We start from the raw sequence: 23,204 nt of genomic DNA on the forward strand, positions 1-23,204 counted from the left end.
TGCACAACGCCGGATGGCGTTTCACTTATCCGGCCTACAGGGTAGGCCCGGATCGCTGTGCGCTATCCGGGCAGAACGTCATTAGCGAGTGACTTCCACTTTCGCCAGTTTTTCGTAGTAGCAGGCAATGGCGCTATGGTCCGCCGTTCCCAGACCATCGGCGCGCAGGGCCTGCATCATCTCCATCACCGCAGCGGTCAGCGGCAGCTGTGCGCCGACGCCATGGGAGGTGTCCAGCGCGTTAGCCAGATCTTTAATGTGCAGATCAATGCGGAAGCCCGGCTTGAAGTTGCGATCCATCACCATCGGCGCTTTAGCATCCAGCACGGTGCTGCCCGCCAGACCGCCGCGAATGGCCTGATACACCAGATCCGGGTTGACGCCCGCTTTGGTCGCCAGCGTTAGCGCTTCAGACATCGCGGCAATGTTTAGCGCAACGATCACCTGGTTCGCCAGCTTGGTGACGTTACCTGCACCGATTTCACCCGTATGTACAACGGAACCGGCCATCGCTTTCATCAGATCGTAATATTTGTCGAAAATCGCTTTATCACCGCCCACCATCACCGAGAGGGTGCCGTCGATGGCTTTTGGCTCGCCGCCGCTCACCGGCGCGTCCAGCATGTCCACGCCTTTCGCTTTCAGCGCTTCGCTGATTTCGCGGCTCGCCAGTGGGGCGATAGAGCTCATGTCGATCAGTACCAGGCCCGGCTTCGCGCCTTCAATCAGGCCGTTTTCACCCAGCGCCACTTCCTGCACATGGGGTGAGTTCGGCAGCATGGTGATGACCACATCGCACTGCTCGGCAATTGCTTTTGCCGTAAGGGCCGTTTCGGCACCGGCGGCAATCAGCTCCGCAATGACTTCTGGATTACGGTCAGAAACCACCAACGAGTAACCTGCTTTGATGAGGTTTTTACTCATTGGTTTACCCATGATACCCAGGCCAATAAAACCAACTTTCATTGTCATAACGTTCTCTCTCTCACGTGTCGATGGTGGTTATTTTTTAAAGGAATCAGCTAATTTCTGCGTTGCAGAGCGGAAGACGCCGAGGTCACTGCCGACGGCCACAAAGGTGGCGCCCCACTCCAGATAACGGCGGGCATCGGCCTCGACCGGCGCCAGAATGCCGCACGGTTTATCGTGAGCTTTCGCTCGAGCGAAAATGTGCTGAATGGCGCGCTGCACGTCCGGGTGGTTGGCATTGCCGAGGTGGCCCAACGCCGCAGCCAGATCGCTTGGGCCGACAAAGATGCCGTCCACGCCGTCGGTGGCAGCGATGGCGTCCACATTGTCCACGCCATGCTGGCTCTCAATTTGGACCAGAATGGTGATGTTCTTGTTGGACTGCGCAAAGTAGTCCGGCACGGTGCCAAACATGTTGGCGCGATGGGAAACGGACACACCGCGAATGCCTTCCGGCGGATAGCGGGTCGACGCCACGGCCTGCACCGCCTCTTCCACACTTTCCACAAACGGGATCAGGAAGTTATAGAAGCCGATATCCAGCAGGCGCTTAATAATCACCGGTTCGTTGGTCGGTACACGCACCACCGGCGCGCTGCTGCTGCCCTTCAGCGCCATCAGCTGTGGAATAAAGGTGCTGATATCGTTCGGCGCATGTTCACCGTCGAGCACCAGCCAGTCAAAACCAGCCAGACCCAAAACCTCGGTGCTGATTGGGCTTGCCAGCGCAGACCAGCAGCCAATCTGAATCTCTTTCGCCGCCAGGGCCGCTTTAAACTTGTTCGGGAAAATATCGTTACTCATCGCTTTTACCTTCAATGATTCGTGATGTTGAGGCGCTTATTTCTGCAATTCCATACGCTTGATGTCACCCACTACGAACAGGTAGCAGAACATCGCCATCAGCGCAGAGCAGCCAACGAAGACCAGCGCCGCATTGAATGAATGCAGTTCACTCACCAGATAACCAATCACCAGCGGGGTGACAATCGACGCCACGTTACCGAAGACGTTGAACACGCCACCACACAGGCCCACAATCTCTTTTGGCGCAGTATCAGAAATCACCGGCCAGCCCAGCGCACCAAAGCCTTTTCCGAAGAACGCCAGCGCCATCAGCGCGACGACCAGCACCGTGTTATTGGTGTAGTTGCACAGGATAATGGAGGACGCCAGCAGCATACCGAGCACAATCGGCAGCTTACGCGCCAGGGTGATCGACTTACCGGTTTTAATCAGGTGATCCGAGAACACACCGCCCAGCACGCCACCTGCAAAACCACACAGCGCCGGGATGGAGGCCACGATGCCGACTTTCAGAATCGACATTCCTTTTTCCTGTACCAGATAAATCGGGAACCAGGTGAGGAAGAACCAGGTAATGGTGTTGATAAAGTATTGACCAAAAAATACGCCCAGCATCATGCGGTTGGTCAATAACTGTTTGATGTAATGCAGCTTTGGACCACTCGCCGCTTTATCGCCCGGCTTTTTATGATCCATATCGACCACCGCGCCACCGTCAGAGATAAACTTCAGCTCCTCGGCAGACATACGCGGGTGATCGGTTGGGTTATGAATGAACTTCACCCACATCGCCGTCAGGATGAAACCAATGACACCCATCACGGTGAAGACATGTTCCCAGCCCCACGCGAAGGTCAGCCAGCCGAGCAGCGGGGAGAAAAGTGCCAGCGAGAAATACTGCGCGGAGTTAAAAATCGCCGAGGCGGTGCCGCGCTCTTTGGTCGGGAACCAGGCCGCCACAATACGGGCGTTAGCCGGGAACGACGGTGCTTCGGAGAAACCGAGCATAAAGCGCATACAGAACATGGAGATACCGGCCCACGCCAGCGGGAAGAGATCGACAAAGCCCTGCAGGAAGGTAAACAGCGACCAGAAAAACAGGCTATAGGTGTAGACCTTTTTCGAGCCAAATTTGTCCAGCAGCCAGCCGCCGGGGATTTGCATCAGCAGATACGCCCAGCCAAACGCGGAGAAGATGTACCCCATGGATACGGCGCTGAGCTGCAGCTCTTTTGCCACTTCTGTCCCGGCAATCGACAGCGTGGCGCGATCAGCGTAGTTCACTGCCGTCACAATAAATATAATCAGTAATATTAAATGGCGGGTATGAATACCCTTTTTCGTTTCTACAGCTGTTTCCAGTGACATGTTTATTTCCTCAGGCACATCGATCTTGGTATTTTTATTATTTTGGAAAAGTCTTTACTGATTATTTATCGATAGCAGGCAATATCCGTTAATTAACCAGATGCAATGAAATCGTGATTAAGTATAAACATCCGCCCGCCCCTGCACATTGTCGCATCGCTCAATTATCACCGCCTTCTTGAACGTTATTTTGAGCATATGCACAATCGCATGGGCGCTGATGCACAGATTTACGCATTGCCTGCCAGCTGGCGCGGGTGCAGGTTTCGCGGAGTGATCTCGGTCACATTTTTATCTTTCGACTCCTGACATTCTTTATTCAAGAAGGCAGCGTCTTTATTTCTGACAATACGAAAATAAACACTCTCTTAACTGCATTTAATATCTAAAGTTTTACTGGAGAATAATGAGCAATGGCCGACATCGAAATTCGACAAAAGTCGCCGACGGCGTTCTATATAAAGGTACACGACACGGATAACGTGGCGATTATTGTTAACGACAATGGCCTGAGAGCTGGAACACGCTTCCCCGATGGCCTTGAACTCATCGAACATATTCCCCAGGGCCATAAAGTCGCGCTGGTCGATATCCCTGCCCACGGCGAAATCGTCCGTTACGGGGAGATCATCGGCTACGCCGTGCGGGCGATTCCGCAGGGCAGCTGGATTGAGGAGTCACTCGTTGAGCTGCCAAAAGCCCCGCCGCTGAATACTCTGCCGCTGGCAACGCGCGTACCGGAACCGCTGCCGCCACTGGAAGGTTATACCTTCGAAGGTTATCGCAACAAAGATGGCAGCGTTGGCACTAAAAACCTGCTCGGCATTACCACCAGCGTGCATTGCGTGGCGGGTGTGGTGGATTACGTGGTGAAAATCATCGAACGCGATCTGCTGCCGAAATACCCGAACGTCGACGGCGTGGTGGGTCTGAACCACCTGTACGGCTGCGGCGTGGCGATTAATGCCCCGGCCGCCGTGGTACCCATTCGCACCATCCATAATATCTCCCTCAACCCCAATTTTGGCGGCGAGGTCATGGTGATTGGCCTGGGCTGCGAAAAACTTCAGCCAGAGCGCCTGCTGCAAGGCACTGACGATGTCCAGGCGATTGCCGTGGATGACGCCAGCATTGTGCGTCTGCAGGATGAGCACCACGTTGGCTTTAAATCCATGGTCGACGATATTCTCCAGGTCGCCGTGCGTCACCTGGAAAAACTGAATAAACGCCAGCGCGAAACCTGCCCGGCGTCTGAACTGGTAGTCGGCACCCAGTGCGGCGGCAGCGATGCTTTCTCCGGTGTGACCGCCAACCCGGCGGTCGGCTACGCTTCCGATCTGTTTGTGCGCTGCGGCGCTACGGTCATGTTCTCGGAAGTGACCGAAGTGCGCGATGCGATCCACCTTCTCACCCCGCGCGCCATCAACGAAGAGGTGGGCAAGCGCCTGCTGGAAGAGATGGCCTGGTACGACAACTATCTCGATATGGGACAGACCGACCGCAGCGCAAACCCGTCGCCGGGTAACAAAAAAGGCGGGCTGGCGAACGTCGTCGAAAAAGCCCTTGGCTCGATTGCGAAATCCGGCCAGAGCGCCATCTCCGAAGTGCTTTCTCCGGGTCAGCGCCCGACCAAACGCGGCCTGATTTATGCCGCTACGCCTGCCAGCGATTTTGTCTGCGGCACGCAGCAGGTAGCCTCGGGGATTACGGTGCAAGTGTTCACTACCGGGCGCGGCACGCCGTACGGGCTAATGGCGGTTCCGGTGATCAAAATGGCGACCCGCACCGAGCTTGCAAACCGCTGGTATGACTTAATGGACATCAACGCCGGGACCATTGCGACGGGTGAAGAGACGATTGAGGACGTGGGCTGGAAGCTGTTCCACTTTATTCTGGATGTCGCGAGTGGCCGTAAAAAAACCTTCTCCGATCAATGGGGATTACACAACCAGCTGGCGGTGTTTAACCCGGCTCCAGTGACCTGATGCCTGTGCCCGGTAGCGTTACGTTTACCGGGCACAAAACTTTTATAGGCCGGGAAAGGCGCAACTGCCGCCCGGCCAGATTTGCGCTCACTCTTTTACCCGCACCACTTCAATTCCCGAACGCTGAAGCTCCTGTAAGCTCTCAGCCGGAATACCTTCGTCGGTGATGATCATATCGATACGCGGGGTGTCGATGATTTTATGCAGGCTTGAGCGATTGAACTTGCTGGAATCGGTCACCACGATTATCCGCTCCGCCACTTCGCACATCTTACGGTTCAGCCGGGCTTCATCTTCATTGTGTGTACTGACGCCACGGTCCGTATCGATAGCATCCACCCCCAGGAACAGCAGATCGAAATGGTAGTTTTGCAGCGACTGCTCAGCCTGATCGCCGTAGAACGACTGCGACTGACGACGCAGATGCCCGCCGGTCATCAGCAGCTCGACGCCTTCCGCTTCCAGCAGCGCATTCGCCACGTTCATGCCGTTGGTCATGGCGATCACGTCCGTATGTTGGCGTAACATGCGCGCAATTTCATAGGTCGTGGTGCCGGAGTCGAGAATGATGCGGTGACCCGGTTTGATCAGATTGGCTGCCGCCTGGGCGATGCTGCGTTTGACCGCCGTATTGAGTGAGCTTTTATCTTCGACGGAAGGCTCCAGCCCCGGTGTGTTGCCATCGCAGATCAGCGCGCCGCCGTAGGCACGAACGGCGATACCCTGTTTTTCCAGGAAAGCGAGATCGTTACGGATCGTCACCGTTGATACGCCATACAGCAGCGAAAGATCGTTCACCTGCACGCTACCCTGCTGCCGCAACCTCTGGATAATTTGTTCACGCCTTTCGCTGGTGCCGGTCACACGTTTCTCCGTGGAGGATTCGGTGCTGCTCATGCGAGCTCCTTTAAGAAAATCTTTCGTTTCATTTCGTTTTATCTATTAACGCCTTTCTTTTAAGGGAATGCAAGCCCCATCCCGCTTCCGACACCCTATTCTTCCCGTGCTGAAACCTTTCATTATGTTTCTTTTGTGAAACAGATCGGAAAACTATTATCTTTCGTTTTATTTTTATAAGACCATCACGCAGTATAAAGTGAAATAAAACGAAAGATTAGCACTCAAACCATCCAACGTGGAGAGGAAAGTGAAACATCTTATTGAAATGGTGGAATTGCACAAAGCAGGGGCAGACAACGGAATTTACGCCGTCTGTTCCGCACATCCACTGGTACTTGAAGCCGCGATTCGCTTCGCTCGCGATCATCACACCGCCCTGCTGGTTGAGGCCACTTCCAACCAGGTGGATCAGTTCGGCGGCTACACGGGTATGACACCCGCCGATTTTCACGCTTTTGTCAGCCAGCTTGCCAGCGGGCTGAATTTCCCCCTGTCGCAGCTGATTTTAGGCGGCGATCATCTCGGCCCTAATCGCTGGCAAAACCTCACTGCCAGTGAAGCGATGGCCAACGCCGACGATCTGATCAAAAGCTACGTGGCCGCTGGATTTACAAAGATCCACCTTGATTGCAGCATGTCATGCGAGGACGATCCGGTGCCGCTCACGGACGCCATCGTCGCCGAGCGCGCCGCACGGCTGGCGAAGATCGCCGAACAGACCTGCCGCGAGCGCTTTGGTGAATCAGACCTGGTGTACGTGATTGGCACAGAAGTGCCGGTTCCCGGCGGTGCTCACGAGACGCTAACCGAACTGGAAGTGACTACACCACAGGCCGCTCGCGCCACGCTGGAAGCCCATCGTCACGCCTTTGAAAAACAGGGGCTGAGCGCAGTCTGGCCACGCATTATCGGGCTGGTGGTGCAACCTGGCGTTGAGTTCGACCATACCCATGTGATCGACTATCGCCCGGAAAACGCCGTTGCGCTCAGTGAAATGGCAACATCCTGGGATTCTCTGGTCTTTGAAGCGCACTCCACCGACTACCAGACGCCACAGGCGCTGCGCCAGCTGGTAAAAGATCACTTCGCGATTTTGAAAGTCGGCCCGGCTCTCACCTTCGCCCTGCGCGAAGCGCTGTTCTCACTCGCCGCCATTGAAGAAGAGCTGCTGCCAGCCAAAGCCAGCTCGGGCCTGCGTCAGGTGCTTGAAAGCGTGATGCTCGACCGCCCGGAATACTGGCAAAGCCACTACCACGGCGACGGCAACGCCCGTCGGCTGGCGCGCGGCTACAGCTACTCGGATCGCGTTCGCTACTACTGGCCGGACAGTCAGATCGACGACGCCTTCGAACGGCTGGTGCGCAATCTGGCGGATGAGCCGATTCCCCTTCCGCTCGTGAGCCAGTACCTGCCGCTGCAATATCGAAAAGTTCGCGAGGAGGCTCTCAAGGCGACGCCACGGGAACTCATTATCGACCACATTCAGGACATACTGCGCCAGTATCACGCAGCCTGTCAGGGCGCGTCGTCCCAAAACGCATAACAACGAAGAGGATAATGCCATGCCAAACATTGTCTTGTGCCGCATCGATGAACGTTTAATCCACGGCCAGGTAGGCGTTCAGTGGGTGGGGTTCGCAGGCGCGAATCTGGTGCTGGTCGCTAATGATGACGTCGCTGAGGATTCGGTCCAGCAAAACCTGATGGAAATGGTGCTGGCGGAGGGGATCGCGGTGCGTTTCTGGTCCCTGCAAAAAGTGATCGACAACATTCATCGCGCCGCCGACCGGCAGAAAATCCTGCTGGTCTGCAAGTCACCGGCCGATTTCCTGACCCTCGTTGAGGGCGGCGTGCCCGTGAAACGTATCAATGTAGGAAACATGCACTACGCCAATGGCAAACAACAAATTGCCAAAACGGTCTCTGTCGACGCCGGTGATATTGCGGCATTTAGCGGCCTGAAAGCCGCCGGGGTGGAATGCTTCGTGCAGGGCGTCCCGACAGAACCCGCTTTGGATCTCTTTAAACTACTCTGAGGGATTCACAATGGAAATCAGTCTGTTGCAGGCCTTTGCGTTGGGCATTCTCGCCTTTATCGCGGGCCTGGATATGTTCAACGGCTTAACGCATATGCACCGCCCGGTGGTGCTTGGGCCGTTGGTGGGCCTGATTCTGGGCGATCTGCATACGGGTATTCTGACCGGCGGGACGCTGGAATTAGTGTGGATGGGGCTGGCACCGCTGGCGGGCGCGCAACCGCCGAACGTCATTATCGGTACTATTGTCGGGACGACGTTCGCCATTACCACGGGCGTAAAACCGGAGGTTGCGGTGGGTGTGGCGGTGCCGTTCGCTGTTGCGGTTCAGATGGGGATTACTTTCCTGTTCTCGGTCATGTCCGGCGTGATGGCGCGCTGCGACCGGATGGCGGCGAACGCCGACACCAACGGGATCGAGCGGGTGAACTATCTCGCACTCCTTGCACTGGGGATCTTCTATTTTCTTTGCGCATTCCTGCCGATTTACTTCGGGGCAGAGCACGCGAAAACGGCCATTGATGTTCTGCCTGCCCGTCTGATTGACGGTCTGGGCGTGGCAGGCGGCATCATGCCTGCGATTGGTTTTGCCGTGCTGCTGAAAATCATGATGAAAAACGTCTACATCCCCTATTTCATCCTCGGTTTTGTCGCCGCCGCCTGGCTCAAACTGCCGGTGCTGGCCATTGCTGCGGCAGCGCTGGCGATGGCGCTGATCGATTTTCTGCGTAAATCACCTGAACCGGCCACGCCGGTCGCCCAGAAAGAGGAATTCGAAGATGGCATCTAATCAAACCACCCTGCCGACCGTCTCCGAAACCGACGAGACGCTTCTGTCCGGCGTGAACGAAAATATCTATGAAGATCAGACTATCGGCGCGGAGCTGACGAAAAAGGATATCAACCGTGTGGCCTGGCGTTCGATGCTGCTGCAGGCATCGTTCAACTACGAGCGTATGCAGGCCTCAGGCTGGCTGTACGGCCTGCTTCCGGCGCTGAAAAAAATCCACACCAACAAACGCGATCTGGCGCGCGCCATGAAGGGCCACATGGGGTTCTTCAATACCCATCCGTTCCTGGTAACCTTTGTGATCGGCATTATTCTCGCGATGGAGCGCTCGAAGCAGGATGTGAACAGCATTCAGAGCACCAAGATTGCGGTGGGCGCGCCGCTCGGCGGGATTGGCGATGCCATGTTCTGGCTGACGCTGCTGCCGATTTGCGGCGGTATCGGCGCCAGTCTTGCGCTGCAAGGCTCAATTCTTGGCGCAGTCGTGTTTATTGTGATGTTCAACGTGGTACACCTGGGTCTGCGTTTTGGTCTGGCACACTATGCTTATCGTATGGGCGTCGCCGCCATTCCACTGATTAAGGCCAACACCAAAAAGGTCGGCCACGCGGCTTCCATCGTCGGGATGACCGTAATTGGTGCGCTGGTTGCCACCTATGTGCGCCTGAATACCACGCTTGAGATCACCGCAGGGGACGCGGTGGTGAAACTGCAAACCGACGTGATCGACAAGCTGATGCCTGCGTTTCTGCCGCTGGTCTACACCCTGACCATGTTCTGGCTGGTCCGCCGTGGCTGGAGCCCGTTACGCCTCATCGGCATTACGGTGGTGCTTGGCGTGGTAGGTAAATTCTGTCACTTCCTGTGAATACAAAGAGGTCTTAGATGTTAAGCATTATTTTGACGGGCCACGGTGGGTTTGCCAGCGGGCTGGAAAAAGCGATGAAGCAAATCCTCGGTGAGCAGGAGCAGTTTGTCGCCATCGACTTTCCCGACACTTCCACCACTGCCCTGCTGACCTCACAGCTGGAACGGGCGATCGCCGATTTGGGTGATGCAGAAGATATTGTCTTTCTGACCGATCTGCTGGGCGGTACGCCTTTCCGCGTGGCCTCTACCATGGCGATGGAAAAGCCGGGCTGGGAAGTGATCACTGGCACCAATTTGCAGCTGCTGCTGGAGATGGTGATGGAGCGCGACGGCCTGAGCAGCGAAGCCTTTCGCTTACAGGCGCTGGAGTGCGGGCATCGCGGCCTGACGAGTCTGGTGGATGAGCTGGGCCGCTGTCGGGATGAAAATCCCGTTGAGGAAGGGATCTAACGCCAACTTTTTCATTTCGTTCAGGGCAGGCTCTCCCCCTTAGCCCTTTCATTGTGTATCGCCTTGGCCTTCGGTGTAGATCCAGAAGGCCTTTCTTTTCCTTTCGTCGCCATACGACCAGATCATTTAATTTTAAAATATTTCTTATTTATCAATATGATGATTGAAATTGTGTGTCTCTTTGATCACACTTTTCGTTTTATTTCTTTTTGTTTGTTGATCTTTCGTTTTCCTTTCGATAGATTTTAATCAATCGAACAAGTGAAACGAAACGAAAGGCAAAAGTGACTGCACTGGCGTCTGACGCGGGTTTCACCTTACTAAGGACTGCGTTATGTCAGAAAGCCAAACCGCCACCGGCACCTGGACGGAAAAAGAGATCCGTCAGCAACCCGACTGCTGGAGCCGTTCCCTTAAAAATATCGCCAATATCCAACAGACTCTCGATCGCTTCCTCTCGCCGTTGCTGCAAAAAGACGATCTGCGTATCGTTCTGACGGGAGCGGGAACATCCGCATTTATCGGCGACATTATCGCCCCGTGGCTTTCGCGCCACACCGGAAAAAATTTTACGGCGATTCCCACCACCGATCTGGTGACGAATCCCATGGATTATCTGAATCCTGCGCATCCTTTACTGCTGGTTTCGTTCGCCCGTTCCGGCAACAGCCCGGAAAGCGTGGCCGCCGTCGAGCTGGCAAACCAGTTCGTCCCTGCGTGCTATCACCTGACGATCACCTGCAACGAAGCCGGTAGCCTGTACCAAACCGCCGTCGCCAGCGACAACGCCTTTGCCCTGCTGATGCCTGCTGAAACGCACGATCGCGGATTCGCCATGACCAGCAGCATCACCACCATGATGGCGAGCTGCCTCGCGGTTTTCGCATCGGATACGATCAACTGTCACACCTTCCAGGACGTGGCGGATCGCTGCCAGTCGATCCTCACCTCGCTAACCAATTTCAGTCACGGCGTGTTCGGTGATAAGCCCTGGAAGCGCATCGTCTATCTCGGCAGCGGCGGATTGCAGGCGGCAGCTCGGGAATCGGCGCTCAAAGTGCTGGAGCTTACCGCCGGAAAAGTGGTCGCGTTTTACGACTCCCCAACCGGGTTCCGTCACGGCCCGAAATCGCTGGTCGATAACGAAACGCTGGTGGTGGTGTTTATTTCCAGCCATCCGTATACGCGCCAGTACGATCTTGATCTGCTCGAAGAACTGCGCCGCGACGGCCAGGCCATGCATGTGATCGCCATCGCCGCCGATCGCGATCCGGTGATCGACGCTGGCCCTCATATTTTGCTGCCCGCCTCGCGTGACTTTATCGACGTGGAACTGGCCTTTTGTTTCCTGATCTACGCCCAGGTCTTTGCCCTGACCCAGTCGATTAGCGTCGGCAATACCCCGGACACCCCATCCGCCAGCGGTACCGTCAATCGCGTAGTGCAAGGCGTTGTGATTCACCCGTGGCCAGCCCCAAGGAGCGCATCATGAGTATTATCTCCACCAAGTATCTTCTTCAGGATGCCCAGGCAAAAGGGTATGCCGTTCCTGCGTTTAACATCCATAACGCCGAGACAATCCAGGCGATCCTCGAAGTGTGCAGCGAAATGCGATCGCCGGTGATCCTCGCCGGAACGCCTGGCACTTATAAACATATCGCCTTCGAAGAGATCTACGCCCTGTGCAGCGCCTACTCCATCAGCTACGACATGCCGCTGGCACTGCATCTCGATCATCACGAATCACTGGACGATATTCGTCGCAAGGTCCATGCGGGCGTGCGCAGCGCGATGATTGACGGCAGTCATTACCCGTTTGAGCAGAACGTGAAGCTGGTGAAATCGGTGGTGGATTTCTGCCATCTCAATGATTGCAGCGTCGAGGCAGAGCTGGGACGGCTGGGCGGTATGGAAGACGACATGAGCGTGGACGCAGAGAGCGCATTTCTGACGGACCCGCAGGAAGCGAAACGCTTTGTCGAACTGACCGGCGTCGACAGCCTCGCAGTGGCGATCGGCACGGCGCATGGGCTGTATACCAAAACGCCGAAAATTGATTTTAAACGCCTCGGTGAAATCCGCGACGTGGTGGATATTCCGCTGGTGCTGCACGGCGCGAGCGATGTGCCGGATGAATATGTGCGTCGCACTATTGAGCTTGGCGTGTGCAAAGTGAATGTGGCGACGGAACTGAAAATCGCGTTTTCCGCGGCGGTCAAAGAGTGGTTTCGCGAAAATCCGCAGGGTAACGATCCGCGTTACTACATGCGAGTGGGTATGGACGCCATGAAAGAGGTGGTAAAAAACAAAATAAACGTCTGCGGATCGGCCAACAAGCTGGTGCTCGATTCCGCCACCGTTTGATAAAGACAACAACACTCACAACTCAACATCGGCAGGAAGGAAGACTATGAGCAGTCCCAATATCTTATTGACCCGTATCGATAATCGTCTGGTGCATGGTCAGGTTGGTGTGACATGGACGTCGACCATCGGAGCCAATTTGTTGATCGTCGTTGACGATGAGGTCGCCAAAGACGAGATCCAGCAAAAACTGATGGGCATCACCGCCGATACCTATGGATTTGGTATCCGCTTTTTCTCCATCGAGAAGACTATCGCCATCATTGAAAAAGCCGCGCCGCACCAGAAAATTTTCCTGATTTGCCGCACGCCGGACATCGTCAGGAAACTGATTGAGGGCGGCGTGCCGCTGAAGGATGTCAACGTCGGCAATATGCACTTCTCGGAGGGGAAACGGCAGATCAGCAGCAAAGTGTATGTCGACGAACAGGATCTCGACGATCTGCGCTTTATCAAGCACAGCGGCGTGAATCTTTTTATCCAGGATGTTCCCGGTGATGCGAAAGAGGGCATCCCCGATTAGTGGCAGTGTCTCGACATTCAAATAGCTGAAGTCATCATTACGAGGCAAAAAAATGCACGAAATAACATTGATTCAGGGGATATCCCTGGCGGCTTTAGTATTTTTTCTAGGGATAGATTTCTGGCTGGAAGCACTGTTTCTGTTTCGTCCCATCATCGTTTGTACCCTCACCGGGGCGATTCTGGGCGATATCCACATCGGCTTAATTACCGGCGGTTTGACGGAGCTGGCGTTCGCCGGTTTAACCCCTGCCGGCGGTGTGCAGCCGCCGAACCCGATTATGGCCGGGGTGATGACCACCGTCATTGCCTGGTCCACCGGGGTCGATGCCAAAACCGCTATCGGTCTTGGGCTGCCGTTTAGCTTGCTGATGCAGTATGTGATTCTGTTCTTCTATTCAGCGTTCTCGCTGTTTATGTCGAAGGCCGATAAGTACGCGAAAGAGACCAACACCGCCGCTTTCGCCCATCTGAACTGGACAACGACGCTGATTGTCGCCTGCACTTACGCCGTCATTACCTTCCTCTGCACTTATCTGGCGCAAGGAGCCATGCAGGCGCTGGTTAAAGCGATGCCTGCCTGGCTTACCCACGGCTTTGAAGTCGCGGGCGGCATCCTGCCTGCGGTCGGTTTCGGCCTGCTGCTGCGCGTGATGTTCAAGGCGCAGTACATTCCGTATCTCATCGCCGGGTTCTTGTTTGTCTGTTATATCCAGGTGAGCAACCTACTTCCGGTGGCCGTGCTGGGGGCCGGATTTGCGGTGTATGAGTTCTTTAATGCTAAAGCCAAAAACGCCGCGCAGCCCGCTGTCACTGCTGCGAAAAAAGATGAAGAGGATTACAGTAATGGGATCTGAAATCAGTAAAAAAGACATTACCCGCCTTGGCTTTCGCTCCTCTCTGCTGCAGGCGAGCTTTAACTACGAACGCATGCAGGCGGGCGGTTTTACCTGGGCGATGTTGCCGATCCTGAAAAAGATCTACAAAGGCGACAAAGAAGGGTTAAGCGCGGCGATGAAGGATCATCTGGAATTTATCAACACTCACCCGAATCTGGTGGGGTTCCTGATGGGCCTGTTGATCTCCATGGAGGAGAAAGGCGAAAACCGCAGCACCATTAAAGGGTTGAAAGTGGCGCTGTTTGGTCCTATCGCCGGAATTGGCGACGCGATTTTCTGGTTTACGCTGCTGCCGATCATGGCCGGGATTTGTTCGTCGTTTGCCAGCCAGGGCAACCTGCTGGGACCGATACTGTTCTTCGCCGTTTACCTTGCGATCTTCTTCCTGCGTGTAGGCTGGACGCATGTTGGGTATACGGTGGGGATCAAAGCGATCGATAAGGTGCGAGAAAATTCACAGATGATCGCCCGGTCGGCAACCATTCTTGGGATCACGGTGATCGGCGGGCTGATAGCCTCGTATGTGCATATCAACGTTGTCACCAGCTTTGCCATCGATGCCACTCACAGCGTGGCGCTGCAGAAGGACTTCTTCGACAAGGTGTTCCCGAACATTTTGCCGATGGGCTATACCCTGCTGATGTACTACCTGCTGCGGGTCAAGAAAGCGCATCCGGTAATGCTGATTGCCGTCACTTTTGTGCTGGCAATTGCGGGGTCGGGATTGGGGATTTTGTAATTAAGAGTGTGCCGGGCATAGCTATGCTTGCCCGGCAAGGGACACTGAATTCACCTGCCAGTGACCGCCTTTCTTCGGCCCGATACGCTGAAGCAGGGATTTTTCCTGTAACTGTTTGAGATAACGTTCAATTGTTCGCGACGTGACACCGATTTGTTCCGCCAGCATAGCCGCCGACATCTTCGGATGATCCTGCAGGAGTTTAAGAATGCGGCGTTCACCGTCAGTAAGATGTGCAGCATTTTCTTCCGACACTTTTTCCGACATTTCTTCCGACACTGATGGGGACTGAGATATGCCCTCCCGAAGCGCGTCAGCTATATTCCTGAGCATAAATTCGATGAAAGCTGTGCAATCGCTCGCTTTATCACACTGGCCCAGAATCTGGTAGTAATCGGCCTGTTGGTAATGGATCAGGGTTTCAACGGGTAACCACGCCAGTTCATTGCGCCATTGACTCAGAATCAAGGTTTGCCACAACCGGCCCATGCGGCCATTTCCGTCGGCAAACGGGTGAATAAATTCAAACTCATAGTGAAAGATCGAGCTGGCAATCAGGGGATGGAGCTCTGTCTTCTTAAGCCAGTCCAGCAGTTCATCAACGAGGCGAGGCACCTGCGAAGCGGGAGGAGCCATATGCACCAGCGCGTTACCACGATAAACACCCACATCACCAGACCTCACTTTCCCGGGGCTATCAACGAGTCCGTTCATTAACAGGCGGTGAGCGTTCAGGAGATCGTTAAGCTGCCAGGCTTTCCAGTCAGGCATTTTCTCATAGGCGAGAATTGCGTTTCGCACCTCCTGAATATCCTTTTCAGGCGCAAGCACTCTCTTGCCTTCCATGATCGCCGTCACCTGGCCGGTCGTTAGAGAGTTATGCTCAATCGCCAGCGATGCCTGAATGGTACGAATTCGATTTTCTTTACGAAGCAGTGGTGACGCGCGTCCAGACTGAGCCGCCCAATGTCCCAGCAGTTCGCCAATTTCCACAACCTGATTGAGGATGGTTGGAGTAATGGTGAAAGGAGGCTGGTAGCGGGTCATAGATTATTCCCCCTGCTGCTCCAGGGCATGCTTATATAGCGCATTCTTTTTCACGCCGTGGATTTCGGCGGCGAGGGCGGCGGCTTTTTTCAGCGGCAGTTCCGTTTGCAGGAGCGCCAGAGTGCGCAGCGCTTCGGCAGGTAGCGCCTCTTCTTGCGCTTTATGGCCTTCGACGATCAGCACCATCTCCCCTTTGCGGCGGTTTTCGTCCTCTTTCACCCATGCCAGCAGTTCACCGACCGGTGCGCCGTGGATGTTTTCCCAGGTTTTGGTCAGCTCGCGGGCCAGCACCACATAGCGAGACTCCCCCCAGACGGCAACCATATCTTCTAAACTGTCCAGCAGACGGTGGGTTGATTCATAGAAAATCAGCGTGCGCGGTTCGGCTTCGAGATCCTTCAGAACATCGCGACGGCCTTTGGATTTTGCCGGTAAGAAGCCTTCGTAACAGAAGCGGTCGGATGGCAGGCCCGCCGCGCTTAAAGCGGCAATCGCTGCGCACGGACCCGGCAGCGGCACCACGCGGATCCCCGCTTCGCGGCAGGTACGCACCAGGTGATAGCCCGGATCGTTGATCAGCGGCGTCCCTGCATCGGACACCAGCGCGATAGTCATCCCTTCTTTCAGTTTAGCCACCAGCGATTCGGCTTTTTGTTGCTCATTGTGATCGTGCAAGGCAAACATTTTGGCGCTGATCGCGAAATGTTGCAGCAGCAGGCCAGTATGGCGGGTATCTTCAGCGGCAATTAAATCAACAGCTTGTAAAACGGTGAGCGCACGTTGGGTAATATCAGACAAATTCCCGATAGGAGTAGGTACAATATAAAGCTGGCCTTGAGAATTATCTGCCGTTTCGTGTTGTTTCATTGTTTAGTCCGTATTGCCGATTTAATATTGAGCATTGCCTAAAAAATATCACTGGATACAGTATGGTACCCTTAACGTTTCTTCGAACAAAAGCTTCGCGCAGCCTGCCCATTGTGCTGGCAGCGCTGATTTTCGCAGGCTGTGGCACTCAGGCGCCCGATCAGACTGCTGCCCATATGCAGGGTACTGCGCAGGCTGATTCTGGCTATTATCTGCAACAAATGTCGCAAAGCTCAGATGATACCAAGACCAACTGGCAATTACTTGCCATTCGTTCACTGCTGAAAGAAGGCAAAACGCAGCAAGCGGTCGATCTGTACAACCAGCTGCCGCAGGAACTGAACGATACCCAGCGCCGCGAACAGACTCTGCTGTCGGCCGAAGTGAAAACCGCGCAGAAAGATTACGCGGCGGCGAAAAAGATCCTCGCTGATATCGACGTGAAAGCGCTGGATAACAACCAACAGGCACGCTACTGGCAGGCGACCATCGCCGCCGAACAGGGCCGCCCTTCTCTGGCCCTGCTCCGCGCGCTGATTGCGCAGGAGCCGCTGCTGAGCGGCGATGCTAAGCAGAAAAATATCGACGCCACCTGGCAGGCGCTTTCCGCTATGACGCCGGAACAGGCGCAAACGCTGGTGATCAACGCCGACGAAAACGTACTTCAGGGCTGGCTGGATTTGCAGCAGATGTGGTTCAACAACCGCAGCGATCCGAAAATGCTCAAAGCCGGGATCACCGACTGGCAGACTCGCTATCCTCAAAATCCAGGCGCGAAAATGCTGCCAACGCAGCTGGTGAACGTGCAGAACTTCAAACCGGCTTCCGTCAATAAAATCGCCCTGTTACTGCCCCTGAACGGTCAGGCGGCGGTGTTTGGTCGCACCATTCAGCAGGGCTTTGAAGCGGCGAAAAACGGCACCACCGCCGTTGCGGGGAACGCCGTCCCGGCACAGGCTGCACAGGCCGCCAACGTCAATGATGTGATTAGCCCGTCAGCGGCGGAAACCAGTGATTTAACGACCTCGCAAGCGCCTGCCCAGGGCACGATGCAGAATCCGGTCACGGCGCCAACCACGCCTCCGGTGGCTGCGCCAGCGCCCGAAGCGCAGGAACAGACTCCGGCGCAAGCGCCAGCAGCCCCGGCAACCGATGCCGCTGTCACTGCCCCGCAAACCACCGCACCGGAACAGCAGCCTGCCGCTCAGCCACAGGCCGTTGCGGCCACCACCGCAAATCCAGGCGCCGAACTGAAGATTTACGACACCAGCTCACAGCCGATCGATCAGGTTCTGGCGCAGGTTCAGCAGGACGGTGCCAGCATTGTGGTCGGCCCGCTGCTGAAGAATAACGTTGAAGAGCTGATGAAGAGCAACACCACGCTGAACGTGCTGGCGCTCAATCAACCTGAGCAAGTGCAAAACCGCGCGAACATTTGCTATTTCGCACTTTCGCCGGAAGATGAGGCGCGTGACGCTGCACGTCATATCCACGAACAGGGGAAACAGGCTCCGCTGCTGCTGACACCGCGTAGTGCTCTCGGCGATCGCGTGGCGAATGCGTTTGCTCAGGAGTGGCAACAGCTGGGCGGCAGCGTGGTACTGCAGCAGAAATTCGGTTCAACGTCTGAACTGCGTGCAGGCGTCAACGGCGGTTCAGGTATCGCCCTGACTGGCAGCCCGATTTCGGCCAGCCTGCCTCAGCAGCAGAGCGTCACCATCGGCGGCCTGACCATCCCGGCTCCGCCGACTGATGCACAAATCAGCGGTGGCGGTAAAGTGGACGCGGCGTACATTGTCGCCACGCCAGAAGAGATTGCCTTTATCAAGCCGATGATTGCGATGCGTAACGGTAGCCAGAGCGGTGTAACCTTGTATGCCAGCTCACGTAGCGCGCAAGGTACGGCTGGCCCGGATTTCCGTCTGGAGATGGACGGCCTGCAGTACAGCGAAATTCCAATGCTGGCGGGCAGCAATCCGGCCCTGATGCAGCAGGCGCTGAGCAGCGTACGTAATGATTACTCCCTCGCACGTCTTTATGCGATGGGCGTGGATGCGTGGGCGCTGGCTAACCACTTTACCCAGATGCGTCAGGTGCCGGGCTTTGAGCTTAACGGCAACACCGGCGATCTCACCGCGACCCAGGATTGCGTGATTAACAGGAAGTTATCATGGCTCAAATACCAGCAGGGGCAGATCGTCCCGGCGAGTTAAGCCGTAAACAGATGGGCGACGCGTGGGAATTAACAGCGCGTCGCTGGCTGGAAGGCAAAGGACTGCGCTTTATCGCCGCCAACGTTCGTGGACGGGGCGGCGAAATTGATCTGATCATGAAAGAGGGTCAGGTCACCGTGTTTATTGAAGTCCGTTTCCGACAGTCGTCCCGCTTTGGTGGCGCTGCCGCCAGCGTGACGCTCGCCAAACAACGTAAATTATTACAAACTGCCCACTTGTGGCTCGCCCGCCATAATGGGAGTTTTGATACTGTGGATTGCCGGTTCGATGTGGTAGCCTTCACCGGAAACGACGTAGAATGGCTTAAAAACGCCTTTGGCGAAGACGTCTAAAACAAAGTTTTAAAGGGATAACGTGCTCGAAAGAATTAAGGTTTGTTTCACAGAAAGCATTCAAACTCAGATTGCAGCGGCGGAAGCCCTCCCGGATGCTATTTCTCGTGCCGCGATGACGCTGGTGCAGTCCCTGCTTAATGGCAACAAAATCCTCTGTTGTGGCAATGGCACATCGGCCGCCAACGCACAGCATTTTGCTGCCAGCATGATCAATCGTTTTGAAACAGAACGCCCAAGTTTACCCGCCATTGCACTTAATACCGATAATGTGGTCTTAACGGCGATTGCCAACGATCGTCTGCATGACGAAATATACGCAAAACAGGTACGCGCCTTAGGGCATGCGGGGGATGTTCTGCTGGCGATTTCCACGCGCGGTAATAGCCGCGATATCGTCAAAGCCGTTGAAGCGGCCGTGACGCGCGATATGACTATCGTCGCGCTGACGGGCTATGACGGTGGCGAACTGGCGGGTCTTTTAGGGCCGCAGGATGTGGAAATCCGCATTCCTTCGCATCGCAGCGCGCGCATTCAGGAAATGCACATGCTGACGGTGAACTGCTTATGCGATCTGATCGATAACACGCTTTTCCCTCACCAGGATGATTAAGGAGTACTAATGAAGGCATTAACGCCCCTCGCAGTCCTTATTTCTGCGCTGCTGCTTCAGGGATGCATCGCGGCGGCCGTTGTGGGTACTGCGGCTGTTGGCACCAAAGCCGCAACCGACCCGCGCTCTGTGGGAACTCAGGTGGACGACGGTACGCTGGAACTGCGCGTGAACAGCGCCCTGTCGAAAGACGAACAAATTAAGAAAGAAGCGCGTATCAACGTCACCGCCTATCAGGGCAAAGTGCTGCTGGCAGGCCAGGCGCCGAATCTGGATCTCGCATCCCGTGCGAAACAGATTGCCATGGGCGTAGAAGGCACCACCGAGGTGTTTAACGAAGTGCGTCAGGGCCAGCCGATTGGTCTGGGCACTGCGTCGTCGGATACCTGGATCACCACCAAAGTGCGCTCCCAGCTACTGGGTAGCGATCAGGTGAAATCGTCCAACGTGAAAGTGACCACCGAGAATGGCGAAGTGTTCCTGCTCGGTCTGGTCACGGATCGTGAAGGCAAAGCGGCAGCTGATATTGCCAGCCGCGTGAGCGGTGTGAAGAAAGTCACGACCGCCTTTACCTTCATCAAATAATAAAAAACCCGGCGATTGCCGGGTTTTTTATGTCTTAAAGCAGCGCAATGCTGCCCGTGATAACCCCGCCTATCGCCACCAGCAGTCCCGTCAGCCACAGGGCTTTTGCCGGGAATGATTTGCGCAGCATAATCAGTGACGGCAGGCTGACCGCCGGAAGCGTCATCAAAAGCGCCAGCGCAGGTGCAGCGCCCATCCCCGCGAGCATCATGGTTTGCACAATCGGGATTTCTGCCGCCGTCGGGATGACAAACAGGCATCCAGCAACCGCCATCGCAATCACCCACAGCAGCGTGTTATCGATCGCCCCGTCCGCATGAGGGAACAACCAGACACGCGCCGCGCCAAGGACCAGCACCGCCAGAATATAGACCGGGATGGTGCTCCAGAAGAGCTGCCACAGCGCCTTACCCCAGCGGGAGAAAAACGTCCCTTGCGGTTCAGGCGTGGCAACGTCGATTGGCACAGGCTGCACGAGCCGATCTTTCACCAGATACTGCACCAGTGAAGCAACGACCAGCACCATGATCACCCCGGCCACCAGGCGGATCAGCGCGAAATGCCAGCCCAGCACAAAGCCCATAAAGACCAGCGTCGCCGGGTTGAGCACAGGATTTCCCATCCAGAAAGCCAGCGCCCCGCCCATTGACACATTCTGGCGCCGCATCCCCGCCGTCACGGGCGCCGCGCAGCAGGAACACATCATTCCAGGCAGAGAGAAGATCGTGCCAAGCAGCGTCCCCTGAAAGCGTGGCTGTCCAAGCGTACGCATCAGCCAGTGGCGCGGAATCAGCACCTGAATCAGGGAACCGAGCAGCACACCCAGTACCGCAGCTTTCCAGACCGCCAGAAAGTAGACCATCGCGTAATCCCAGGCCGCCTGCAGCGGGCTAGTTTCTGCCTGCGCCAGTATGGATTTACCGATGCTGTGGGTTTCCGCGGCGGTGAACGCTTTGCCGTAATAGGGCTGCCATTTCACATACCAAAGACCAATAATAACGACGAGAAAAAAGAGTGCGGGCTTCCACCACTGAAATGGCGTTGCCGCCTGAGATGAAGACTGACCAGTCATAGCATTCCCCGGGGAGTGTAATTAATTTAGCCCGGGGAGTTTACGCCTCACCTTTGGCGATTTCACGCAGTTTAGCCGAGGGGATAATATTGACGCCCTCTTTTGAGGGAGAACGCGCTTCGTGCAGCATAGCGCTCGCCACATCACGCGCCTGAATAGATTTCCAGTTACCCGGAAAAAGCTGGAACAGGGGCGCAAAAATGGACTCATTAAAACGCTGCTTTTCGCGATCGCCCAGCAACATTGACGGTCGCACAATCGTGAGCCGCTCCCAGTTTTGCGCAATCAGCGCATCTTCCATTTTGCCTTTCACTTTGTTGTAAAAGAACGGCGAGCTGGCATTGGCCCCCATTGAGCTGACCACCAGAAAATGCTTTGCGCCCAGCCGTTTAGCCGTGAGCGCCGTGTCCACCACCAGCGTGTAGTCGGCGTGGATAAAAGCCTCTTTGCTCCCGGCTTCGCGGCGGGTCGTGCCCAGGCAGCAGAAGGCGATATCAATCGGATCCTGCACCTGGCCAAGTGCATCGGTTAGCTGCGGATCGTGGGGGTTAAAGACGCCGGAAATATCCGCCAGCGGGCGTCGCGTCGGCGCGGCAATGTAGTTGATCCAGGGCTGCTGGATCAGCATTCGCAACAAGTGTCCGCCCACCAGCCCGGTGGTACCTGTGATTAATACCTGGCTCATTTTGTCTCCTTTGCAGATTAGTCCGTTTGCGATTTCAGTCTGCTTAGCCACACTTAAAAGTCTGTTACGGGTAAGTATTTACCACAAACGGCAAAAAATCTGTCTGAAGCCAAAACAACGGAGGAAGCATGAGCAAGAAAATAGCCGTCTTGATCACCGATGAGTTTGAAGATTCAGAGTTCACCTCTCCTGCAGAGGCGTTCCGCAAAGCGGGACATGAGGTCATCACCATCGACAAGCAGGCCGGAAAAACGGTGAAAGGCCATAAAGGCGAAGCCAGCGTTACTATCGACAAAGCCATTGATGAGGTGCGTCCGGCGGATTTCGACGCCCTGCTGCTGCCTGGCGGTCACTCCCCGGATACGCTGCGCGGTGACGAGCGCTTTGTGACGTTCACGCGCGATTTTGTCTCCAGCGGCAAGCCTGTCTTCGCGATCTGCCATGGCCCACAGCTGCTGATCAGCGCCGAAGTGGTGCGCGGGCGCAAGCTGACGGCGGTTAAACCGATCGTTATCGATCTTAAAAACGCGGGCGCTGATTTTTACGATCAGGAAGTGGTCGTCGACAACAATCAGCTGGTGACCAGCCGTACGCCGGACGATCTTCCCGCCTTTAATCGCGAAGCGTTACGCCTGCTCGGCTCGTAGCCAGTGAAGCTTTTTGCCAAAGCCCAGCGTGTTGTCTGTGAACTTCAGCTCATCGAGGCGAATTTCCCAGACGGGCGCTGACAGGGCAAGCGCCACCGGGAAGCGACGCGTATAGCGCTTGCGCATCGCGTCGCTCTCTTCCTCTTCCAGACGGCGGATCTCGCCTTTGAACTGCACGCCACGAATCAGCGCGACATTTTTCGGCTGGCCATTAACGGTGCCGGCGACAGGCGCTTGTGGCCCGGACATCTGCGCATGACGGGTTTTGTCTTCGCTTAAGAGGTAAAACGCGACGCGTTCGGGATCGTAAAGGTAAAACGCATTCGCACACCACAGCTCGCCCTCCTGATGGACACACCAGGTGACGACGTGCTGCTTTGCCAGCCAACGGCTGATAGCGGCCAGAGTTTCCATTTTCGCGCT

General features: G+C 55.6%; 25 protein-coding genes. 16 read left to right on the forward strand and 9 right to left on the reverse strand.

Annotated elements, in window-relative coordinates; genetic code table 11:
- Positions 1-81 precede the first annotated feature (81 nt).
- The 3 genes from garR to C0560_RS18035 are packed head-to-tail and all read right to left on the reverse strand — an operon-like array spanning position 82 to position 3,144.
- The gene (gene garR / locus C0560_RS18025; RefSeq protein ID WP_100778795.1) at positions 82-972 is read right to left on the reverse strand and encodes a 2-hydroxy-3-oxopropionate reductase; all 891 of its coding nucleotides are present in this window, start codon (positions 970-972) and stop codon (positions 82-84) included.
- Between the two features lie 30 nt (positions 973-1,002).
- A complete protein-coding gene (gene garL, locus C0560_RS18030; RefSeq protein WP_142503651.1) occupies positions 1,003-1,773 on the reverse strand; it encodes a 2-dehydro-3-deoxyglucarate aldolase in 771 nt (256 codons plus the stop codon).
- Between the two features lie 36 nt (positions 1,774-1,809).
- Positions 1,810-3,144, reverse strand: a complete 1,335-nt coding sequence (locus tag C0560_RS18035) for an MFS transporter (RefSeq protein ID WP_100778793.1) — start codon at positions 3,142-3,144, stop codon at positions 1,810-1,812.
- 413 nt (positions 3,145-3,557) lie between these two features.
- On the opposite strand from C0560_RS18035, the gene garD reads away from it, so the two are divergent.
- Positions 3,558-5,129 (forward strand): galactarate dehydratase, encoded by a 1,572-nt coding sequence (gene garD / locus C0560_RS18040; protein WP_102105464.1) that lies wholly within the window; start codon positions 3,558-3,560, stop codon positions 5,127-5,129.
- 87 nt (positions 5,130-5,216) lie between these two features.
- On the opposite strand, the gene C0560_RS18045 is transcribed toward garD, so the two are convergent.
- The gene (locus C0560_RS18045; RefSeq protein WP_100778785.1) at positions 5,217-6,026 is read right to left on the reverse strand and encodes a DeoR family transcriptional regulator; all 810 of its coding nucleotides are present in this window, start codon (positions 6,024-6,026) and stop codon (positions 5,217-5,219) included.
- Between the two features lie 250 nt (positions 6,027-6,276).
- On the opposite strand from C0560_RS18045, the gene kbaZ reads away from it, so the two are divergent.
- The 10 genes from kbaZ (at position 6,277) to agaD (ending at position 14,699) form a co-directional block, all read left to right on the forward strand.
- A complete protein-coding gene (gene kbaZ, locus C0560_RS18050; RefSeq protein WP_123428274.1) occupies positions 6,277-7,572 on the forward strand; it encodes a tagatose-bisphosphate aldolase subunit KbaZ in 1,296 nt (431 codons plus the stop codon).
- A gap of 19 nt (positions 7,573-7,591) precedes the next feature.
- Positions 7,592-8,065: a PTS N-acetylgalactosamine transporter subunit IIB gene (gene agaV, locus C0560_RS18055; protein ID WP_107702780.1), complete on the forward strand. Its 474-nt coding sequence runs from the start codon at positions 7,592-7,594 to the stop codon at positions 8,063-8,065.
- Between the two features lie 10 nt (positions 8,066-8,075).
- Positions 8,076-8,855, forward strand: a complete 780-nt coding sequence (agaW, locus tag C0560_RS18060) for a PTS N-acetylgalactosamine transporter subunit IIC (RefSeq protein ID WP_102105468.1) — start codon at positions 8,076-8,078, stop codon at positions 8,853-8,855.
- On the forward strand, positions 8,845-9,723 hold the full coding sequence (agaE, locus tag C0560_RS18065) for a PTS N-acetylgalactosamine transporter subunit IID (RefSeq protein ID WP_095283527.1): 879 nt from the start codon (positions 8,845-8,847) through the stop codon (positions 9,721-9,723). The genes agaW and agaE overlap by 11 nt, the downstream gene beginning before the upstream one ends.
- A 17-nt stretch (positions 9,724-9,740) precedes the next feature.
- On the forward strand, positions 9,741-10,175 hold the full coding sequence (gene agaF, locus C0560_RS18070; RefSeq protein ID WP_181826904.1) for a PTS galactosamine/N-acetylgalactosamine transporter subunit IIA: 435 nt from the start codon (positions 9,741-9,743) through the stop codon (positions 10,173-10,175).
- 334 nt (positions 10,176-10,509) lie between these two features.
- Complete coding sequence (locus tag C0560_RS18075; RefSeq protein ID WP_248859213.1) at positions 10,510-11,667, forward strand: SIS domain-containing protein; 1,158 nt, start codon at positions 10,510-10,512, stop codon at positions 11,665-11,667.
- On the forward strand, positions 11,664-12,539 hold the full coding sequence (gene kbaY, locus C0560_RS18080; RefSeq protein ID WP_123428268.1) for a tagatose-bisphosphate aldolase subunit KbaY: 876 nt from the start codon (positions 11,664-11,666) through the stop codon (positions 12,537-12,539). The genes C0560_RS18075 and kbaY overlap by 4 nt, the downstream gene beginning before the upstream one ends.
- A gap of 46 nt (positions 12,540-12,585) precedes the next feature.
- The gene (gene agaB, locus C0560_RS18085; protein WP_100778777.1) at positions 12,586-13,062 is read left to right on the forward strand and encodes a PTS galactosamine transporter subunit IIB; all 477 of its coding nucleotides are present in this window, start codon (positions 12,586-12,588) and stop codon (positions 13,060-13,062) included.
- A 52-nt stretch (positions 13,063-13,114) separates the two neighbouring features.
- Complete coding sequence (gene agaC, locus C0560_RS18090) at positions 13,115-13,918, forward strand: PTS galactosamine transporter subunit IIC (protein WP_248859215.1); 804 nt, start codon at positions 13,115-13,117, stop codon at positions 13,916-13,918.
- The gene (gene agaD, locus C0560_RS18095; protein ID WP_100778775.1) at positions 13,908-14,699 is read left to right on the forward strand and encodes a PTS galactosamine transporter subunit IID; all 792 of its coding nucleotides are present in this window, start codon (positions 13,908-13,910) and stop codon (positions 14,697-14,699) included. The genes agaC and agaD overlap by 11 nt, the downstream gene beginning before the upstream one ends.
- A 21-nt stretch (positions 14,700-14,720) precedes the next feature.
- Here agaD and C0560_RS18100 read toward each other — a convergent pair whose 3' ends face one another.
- Positions 14,721-15,746, reverse strand: a complete 1,026-nt coding sequence (locus C0560_RS18100) for a Fic family protein (protein WP_248859217.1) — start codon at positions 15,744-15,746, stop codon at positions 14,721-14,723.
- A gap of 3 nt (positions 15,747-15,749) precedes the next feature.
- Positions 15,750-16,613, reverse strand: coding sequence for a 16S rRNA (cytidine(1402)-2'-O)-methyltransferase (gene rsmI / locus C0560_RS18105; protein ID WP_102105472.1), 864 nt, complete (start codon positions 16,611-16,613; stop codon positions 15,750-15,752).
- Between the two features lie 62 nt (positions 16,614-16,675).
- On the opposite strand from rsmI, the gene C0560_RS18110 reads away from it, so the two are divergent.
- Genes C0560_RS18110 through dolP form a run of 4 tightly spaced genes read left to right on the forward strand, consistent with a single transcriptional unit; the run spans position 16,676 to position 20,377 of the window.
- Positions 16,676-18,826 carry a penicillin-binding protein activator gene (locus C0560_RS18110; protein WP_123428263.1) on the forward strand — a complete coding sequence of 717 codons (2,151 nt, stop codon included), beginning with the start codon at positions 16,676-16,678 and terminating at the stop codon, positions 18,824-18,826.
- Positions 18,784-19,179, forward strand: a complete 396-nt coding sequence (locus tag C0560_RS18115; RefSeq protein ID WP_123428261.1) for a YraN family protein — start codon at positions 18,784-18,786, stop codon at positions 19,177-19,179. The genes C0560_RS18110 and C0560_RS18115 overlap by 43 nt, the downstream gene beginning before the upstream one ends.
- Positions 19,180-19,201: 22 nt before the next feature.
- Positions 19,202-19,792 carry a DnaA initiator-associating protein DiaA gene (diaA, locus tag C0560_RS18120; protein WP_003861754.1) on the forward strand — a complete coding sequence of 197 codons (591 nt, stop codon included), beginning with the start codon at positions 19,202-19,204 and terminating at the stop codon, positions 19,790-19,792.
- Between the two features lie 9 nt (positions 19,793-19,801).
- On the forward strand, positions 19,802-20,377 hold the full coding sequence (gene dolP / locus C0560_RS18125) for a division/outer membrane stress-associated lipid-binding lipoprotein (RefSeq protein WP_100778770.1): 576 nt from the start codon (positions 19,802-19,804) through the stop codon (positions 20,375-20,377).
- Between the two features lie 34 nt (positions 20,378-20,411).
- Here dolP and C0560_RS18130 read toward each other — a convergent pair whose 3' ends face one another.
- Together C0560_RS18130 and C0560_RS18135 are read right to left on the reverse strand one after the other, a co-directional pair.
- The gene (locus tag C0560_RS18130; RefSeq protein WP_123428259.1) at positions 20,412-21,449 is read right to left on the reverse strand and encodes a permease; all 1,038 of its coding nucleotides are present in this window, start codon (positions 21,447-21,449) and stop codon (positions 20,412-20,414) included.
- A 40-nt stretch (positions 21,450-21,489) separates the two neighbouring features.
- Complete coding sequence (locus C0560_RS18135) at positions 21,490-22,134, reverse strand: NAD(P)H-binding protein (protein ID WP_142503649.1); 645 nt, start codon at positions 22,132-22,134, stop codon at positions 21,490-21,492.
- A 128-nt stretch (positions 22,135-22,262) separates the two neighbouring features.
- Here C0560_RS18135 and C0560_RS18140 point away from each other — a divergent pair, with 128 nt between their 5' ends.
- Positions 22,263-22,781 (forward strand): type 1 glutamine amidotransferase domain-containing protein, encoded by a 519-nt coding sequence (locus C0560_RS18140; protein WP_100778768.1) that lies wholly within the window; start codon positions 22,263-22,265, stop codon positions 22,779-22,781.
- On the opposite strand, the gene C0560_RS18145 is transcribed toward C0560_RS18140, so the two are convergent.
- On the reverse strand, positions 22,761-23,195 hold the full coding sequence (locus tag C0560_RS18145) for a YhbP family protein (RefSeq protein ID WP_248859218.1): 435 nt from the start codon (positions 23,193-23,195) through the stop codon (positions 22,761-22,763). The genes C0560_RS18140 and C0560_RS18145 overlap by 21 nt on opposite strands.
- Positions 23,196-23,204 lie beyond the last annotated feature (9 nt).

It is taken from the genome of Lelliottia sp. AC1 (assembly GCF_023278595.1).
Taxonomy (GTDB): Bacteria; Pseudomonadota; Gammaproteobacteria; order Enterobacterales; family Enterobacteriaceae; genus Enterobacter; species Enterobacter nimipressuralis.

Excerpts from the sequence above, each read along its gene's own strand:
- garR (WP_100778795.1), bottom strand. The coding sequence starts at position 972 with ATGACAATGAAAGTTGGTTTTATTGGCCTGGGTATCATGGGTAAACCA.
- garL (WP_142503651.1), bottom strand. The coding sequence starts at position 1,773 with ATGAGTAACGATATTTTCCCGAACAAGTTTAAAGCGGCCCTGGCGGCG.
- C0560_RS18035 (WP_100778793.1), bottom strand. The coding sequence starts at position 3,144 with ATGTCACTGGAAACAGCTGTAGAAACGAAAAAGGGTATTCATACCCGC.
- garD (WP_102105464.1), top strand. The coding sequence starts at position 3,558 with ATGGCCGACATCGAAATTCGACAAAAGTCGCCGACGGCGTTCTATATA.
- C0560_RS18045 (WP_100778785.1), bottom strand. The coding sequence starts at position 6,026 with ATGAGCAGCACCGAATCCTCCACGGAGAAACGTGTGACCGGCACCAGC.
- agaV (WP_107702780.1), top strand. The coding sequence starts at position 7,592 with ATGCCAAACATTGTCTTGTGCCGCATCGATGAACGTTTAATCCACGGC.
- agaW (WP_102105468.1), top strand. The coding sequence starts at position 8,076 with ATGGAAATCAGTCTGTTGCAGGCCTTTGCGTTGGGCATTCTCGCCTTT.
- agaE (WP_095283527.1), top strand. The coding sequence starts at position 8,845 with ATGGCATCTAATCAAACCACCCTGCCGACCGTCTCCGAAACCGACGAG.
- agaF (WP_181826904.1), top strand. The coding sequence starts at position 9,741 with ATGTTAAGCATTATTTTGACGGGCCACGGTGGGTTTGCCAGCGGGCTG.
- C0560_RS18075 (WP_248859213.1), top strand. The coding sequence starts at position 10,510 with ATGTCAGAAAGCCAAACCGCCACCGGCACCTGGACGGAAAAAGAGATC.
- kbaY (WP_123428268.1), top strand. The coding sequence starts at position 11,664 with ATGAGTATTATCTCCACCAAGTATCTTCTTCAGGATGCCCAGGCAAAA.
- agaB (WP_100778777.1), top strand. The coding sequence starts at position 12,586 with ATGAGCAGTCCCAATATCTTATTGACCCGTATCGATAATCGTCTGGTG.
- agaC (WP_248859215.1), top strand. The coding sequence starts at position 13,115 with ATGCACGAAATAACATTGATTCAGGGGATATCCCTGGCGGCTTTAGTA.
- agaD (WP_100778775.1), top strand. The coding sequence starts at position 13,908 with ATGGGATCTGAAATCAGTAAAAAAGACATTACCCGCCTTGGCTTTCGC.
- C0560_RS18100 (WP_248859217.1), bottom strand. The coding sequence starts at position 15,746 with ATGACCCGCTACCAGCCTCCTTTCACCATTACTCCAACCATCCTCAAT.
- rsmI (WP_102105472.1), bottom strand. The coding sequence starts at position 16,613 with ATGAAACAACACGAAACGGCAGATAATTCTCAAGGCCAGCTTTATATT.
- C0560_RS18110 (WP_123428263.1), top strand. The coding sequence starts at position 16,676 with ATGGTACCCTTAACGTTTCTTCGAACAAAAGCTTCGCGCAGCCTGCCC.
- C0560_RS18115 (WP_123428261.1), top strand. The coding sequence starts at position 18,784 with ATGGCTCAAATACCAGCAGGGGCAGATCGTCCCGGCGAGTTAAGCCGT.
- dolP (WP_100778770.1), top strand. The coding sequence starts at position 19,802 with ATGAAGGCATTAACGCCCCTCGCAGTCCTTATTTCTGCGCTGCTGCTT.
- C0560_RS18130 (WP_123428259.1), bottom strand. The coding sequence starts at position 21,449 with ATGACTGGTCAGTCTTCATCTCAGGCGGCAACGCCATTTCAGTGGTGG.
- C0560_RS18135 (WP_142503649.1), bottom strand. The coding sequence starts at position 22,134 with ATGAGCCAGGTATTAATCACAGGTACCACCGGGCTGGTGGGCGGACAC.
- C0560_RS18140 (WP_100778768.1), top strand. The coding sequence starts at position 22,263 with ATGAGCAAGAAAATAGCCGTCTTGATCACCGATGAGTTTGAAGATTCA.
- C0560_RS18145 (WP_248859218.1), bottom strand. The coding sequence starts at position 23,195 with ATGGAAACTCTGGCCGCTATCAGCCGTTGGCTGGCAAAGCAGCACGTC.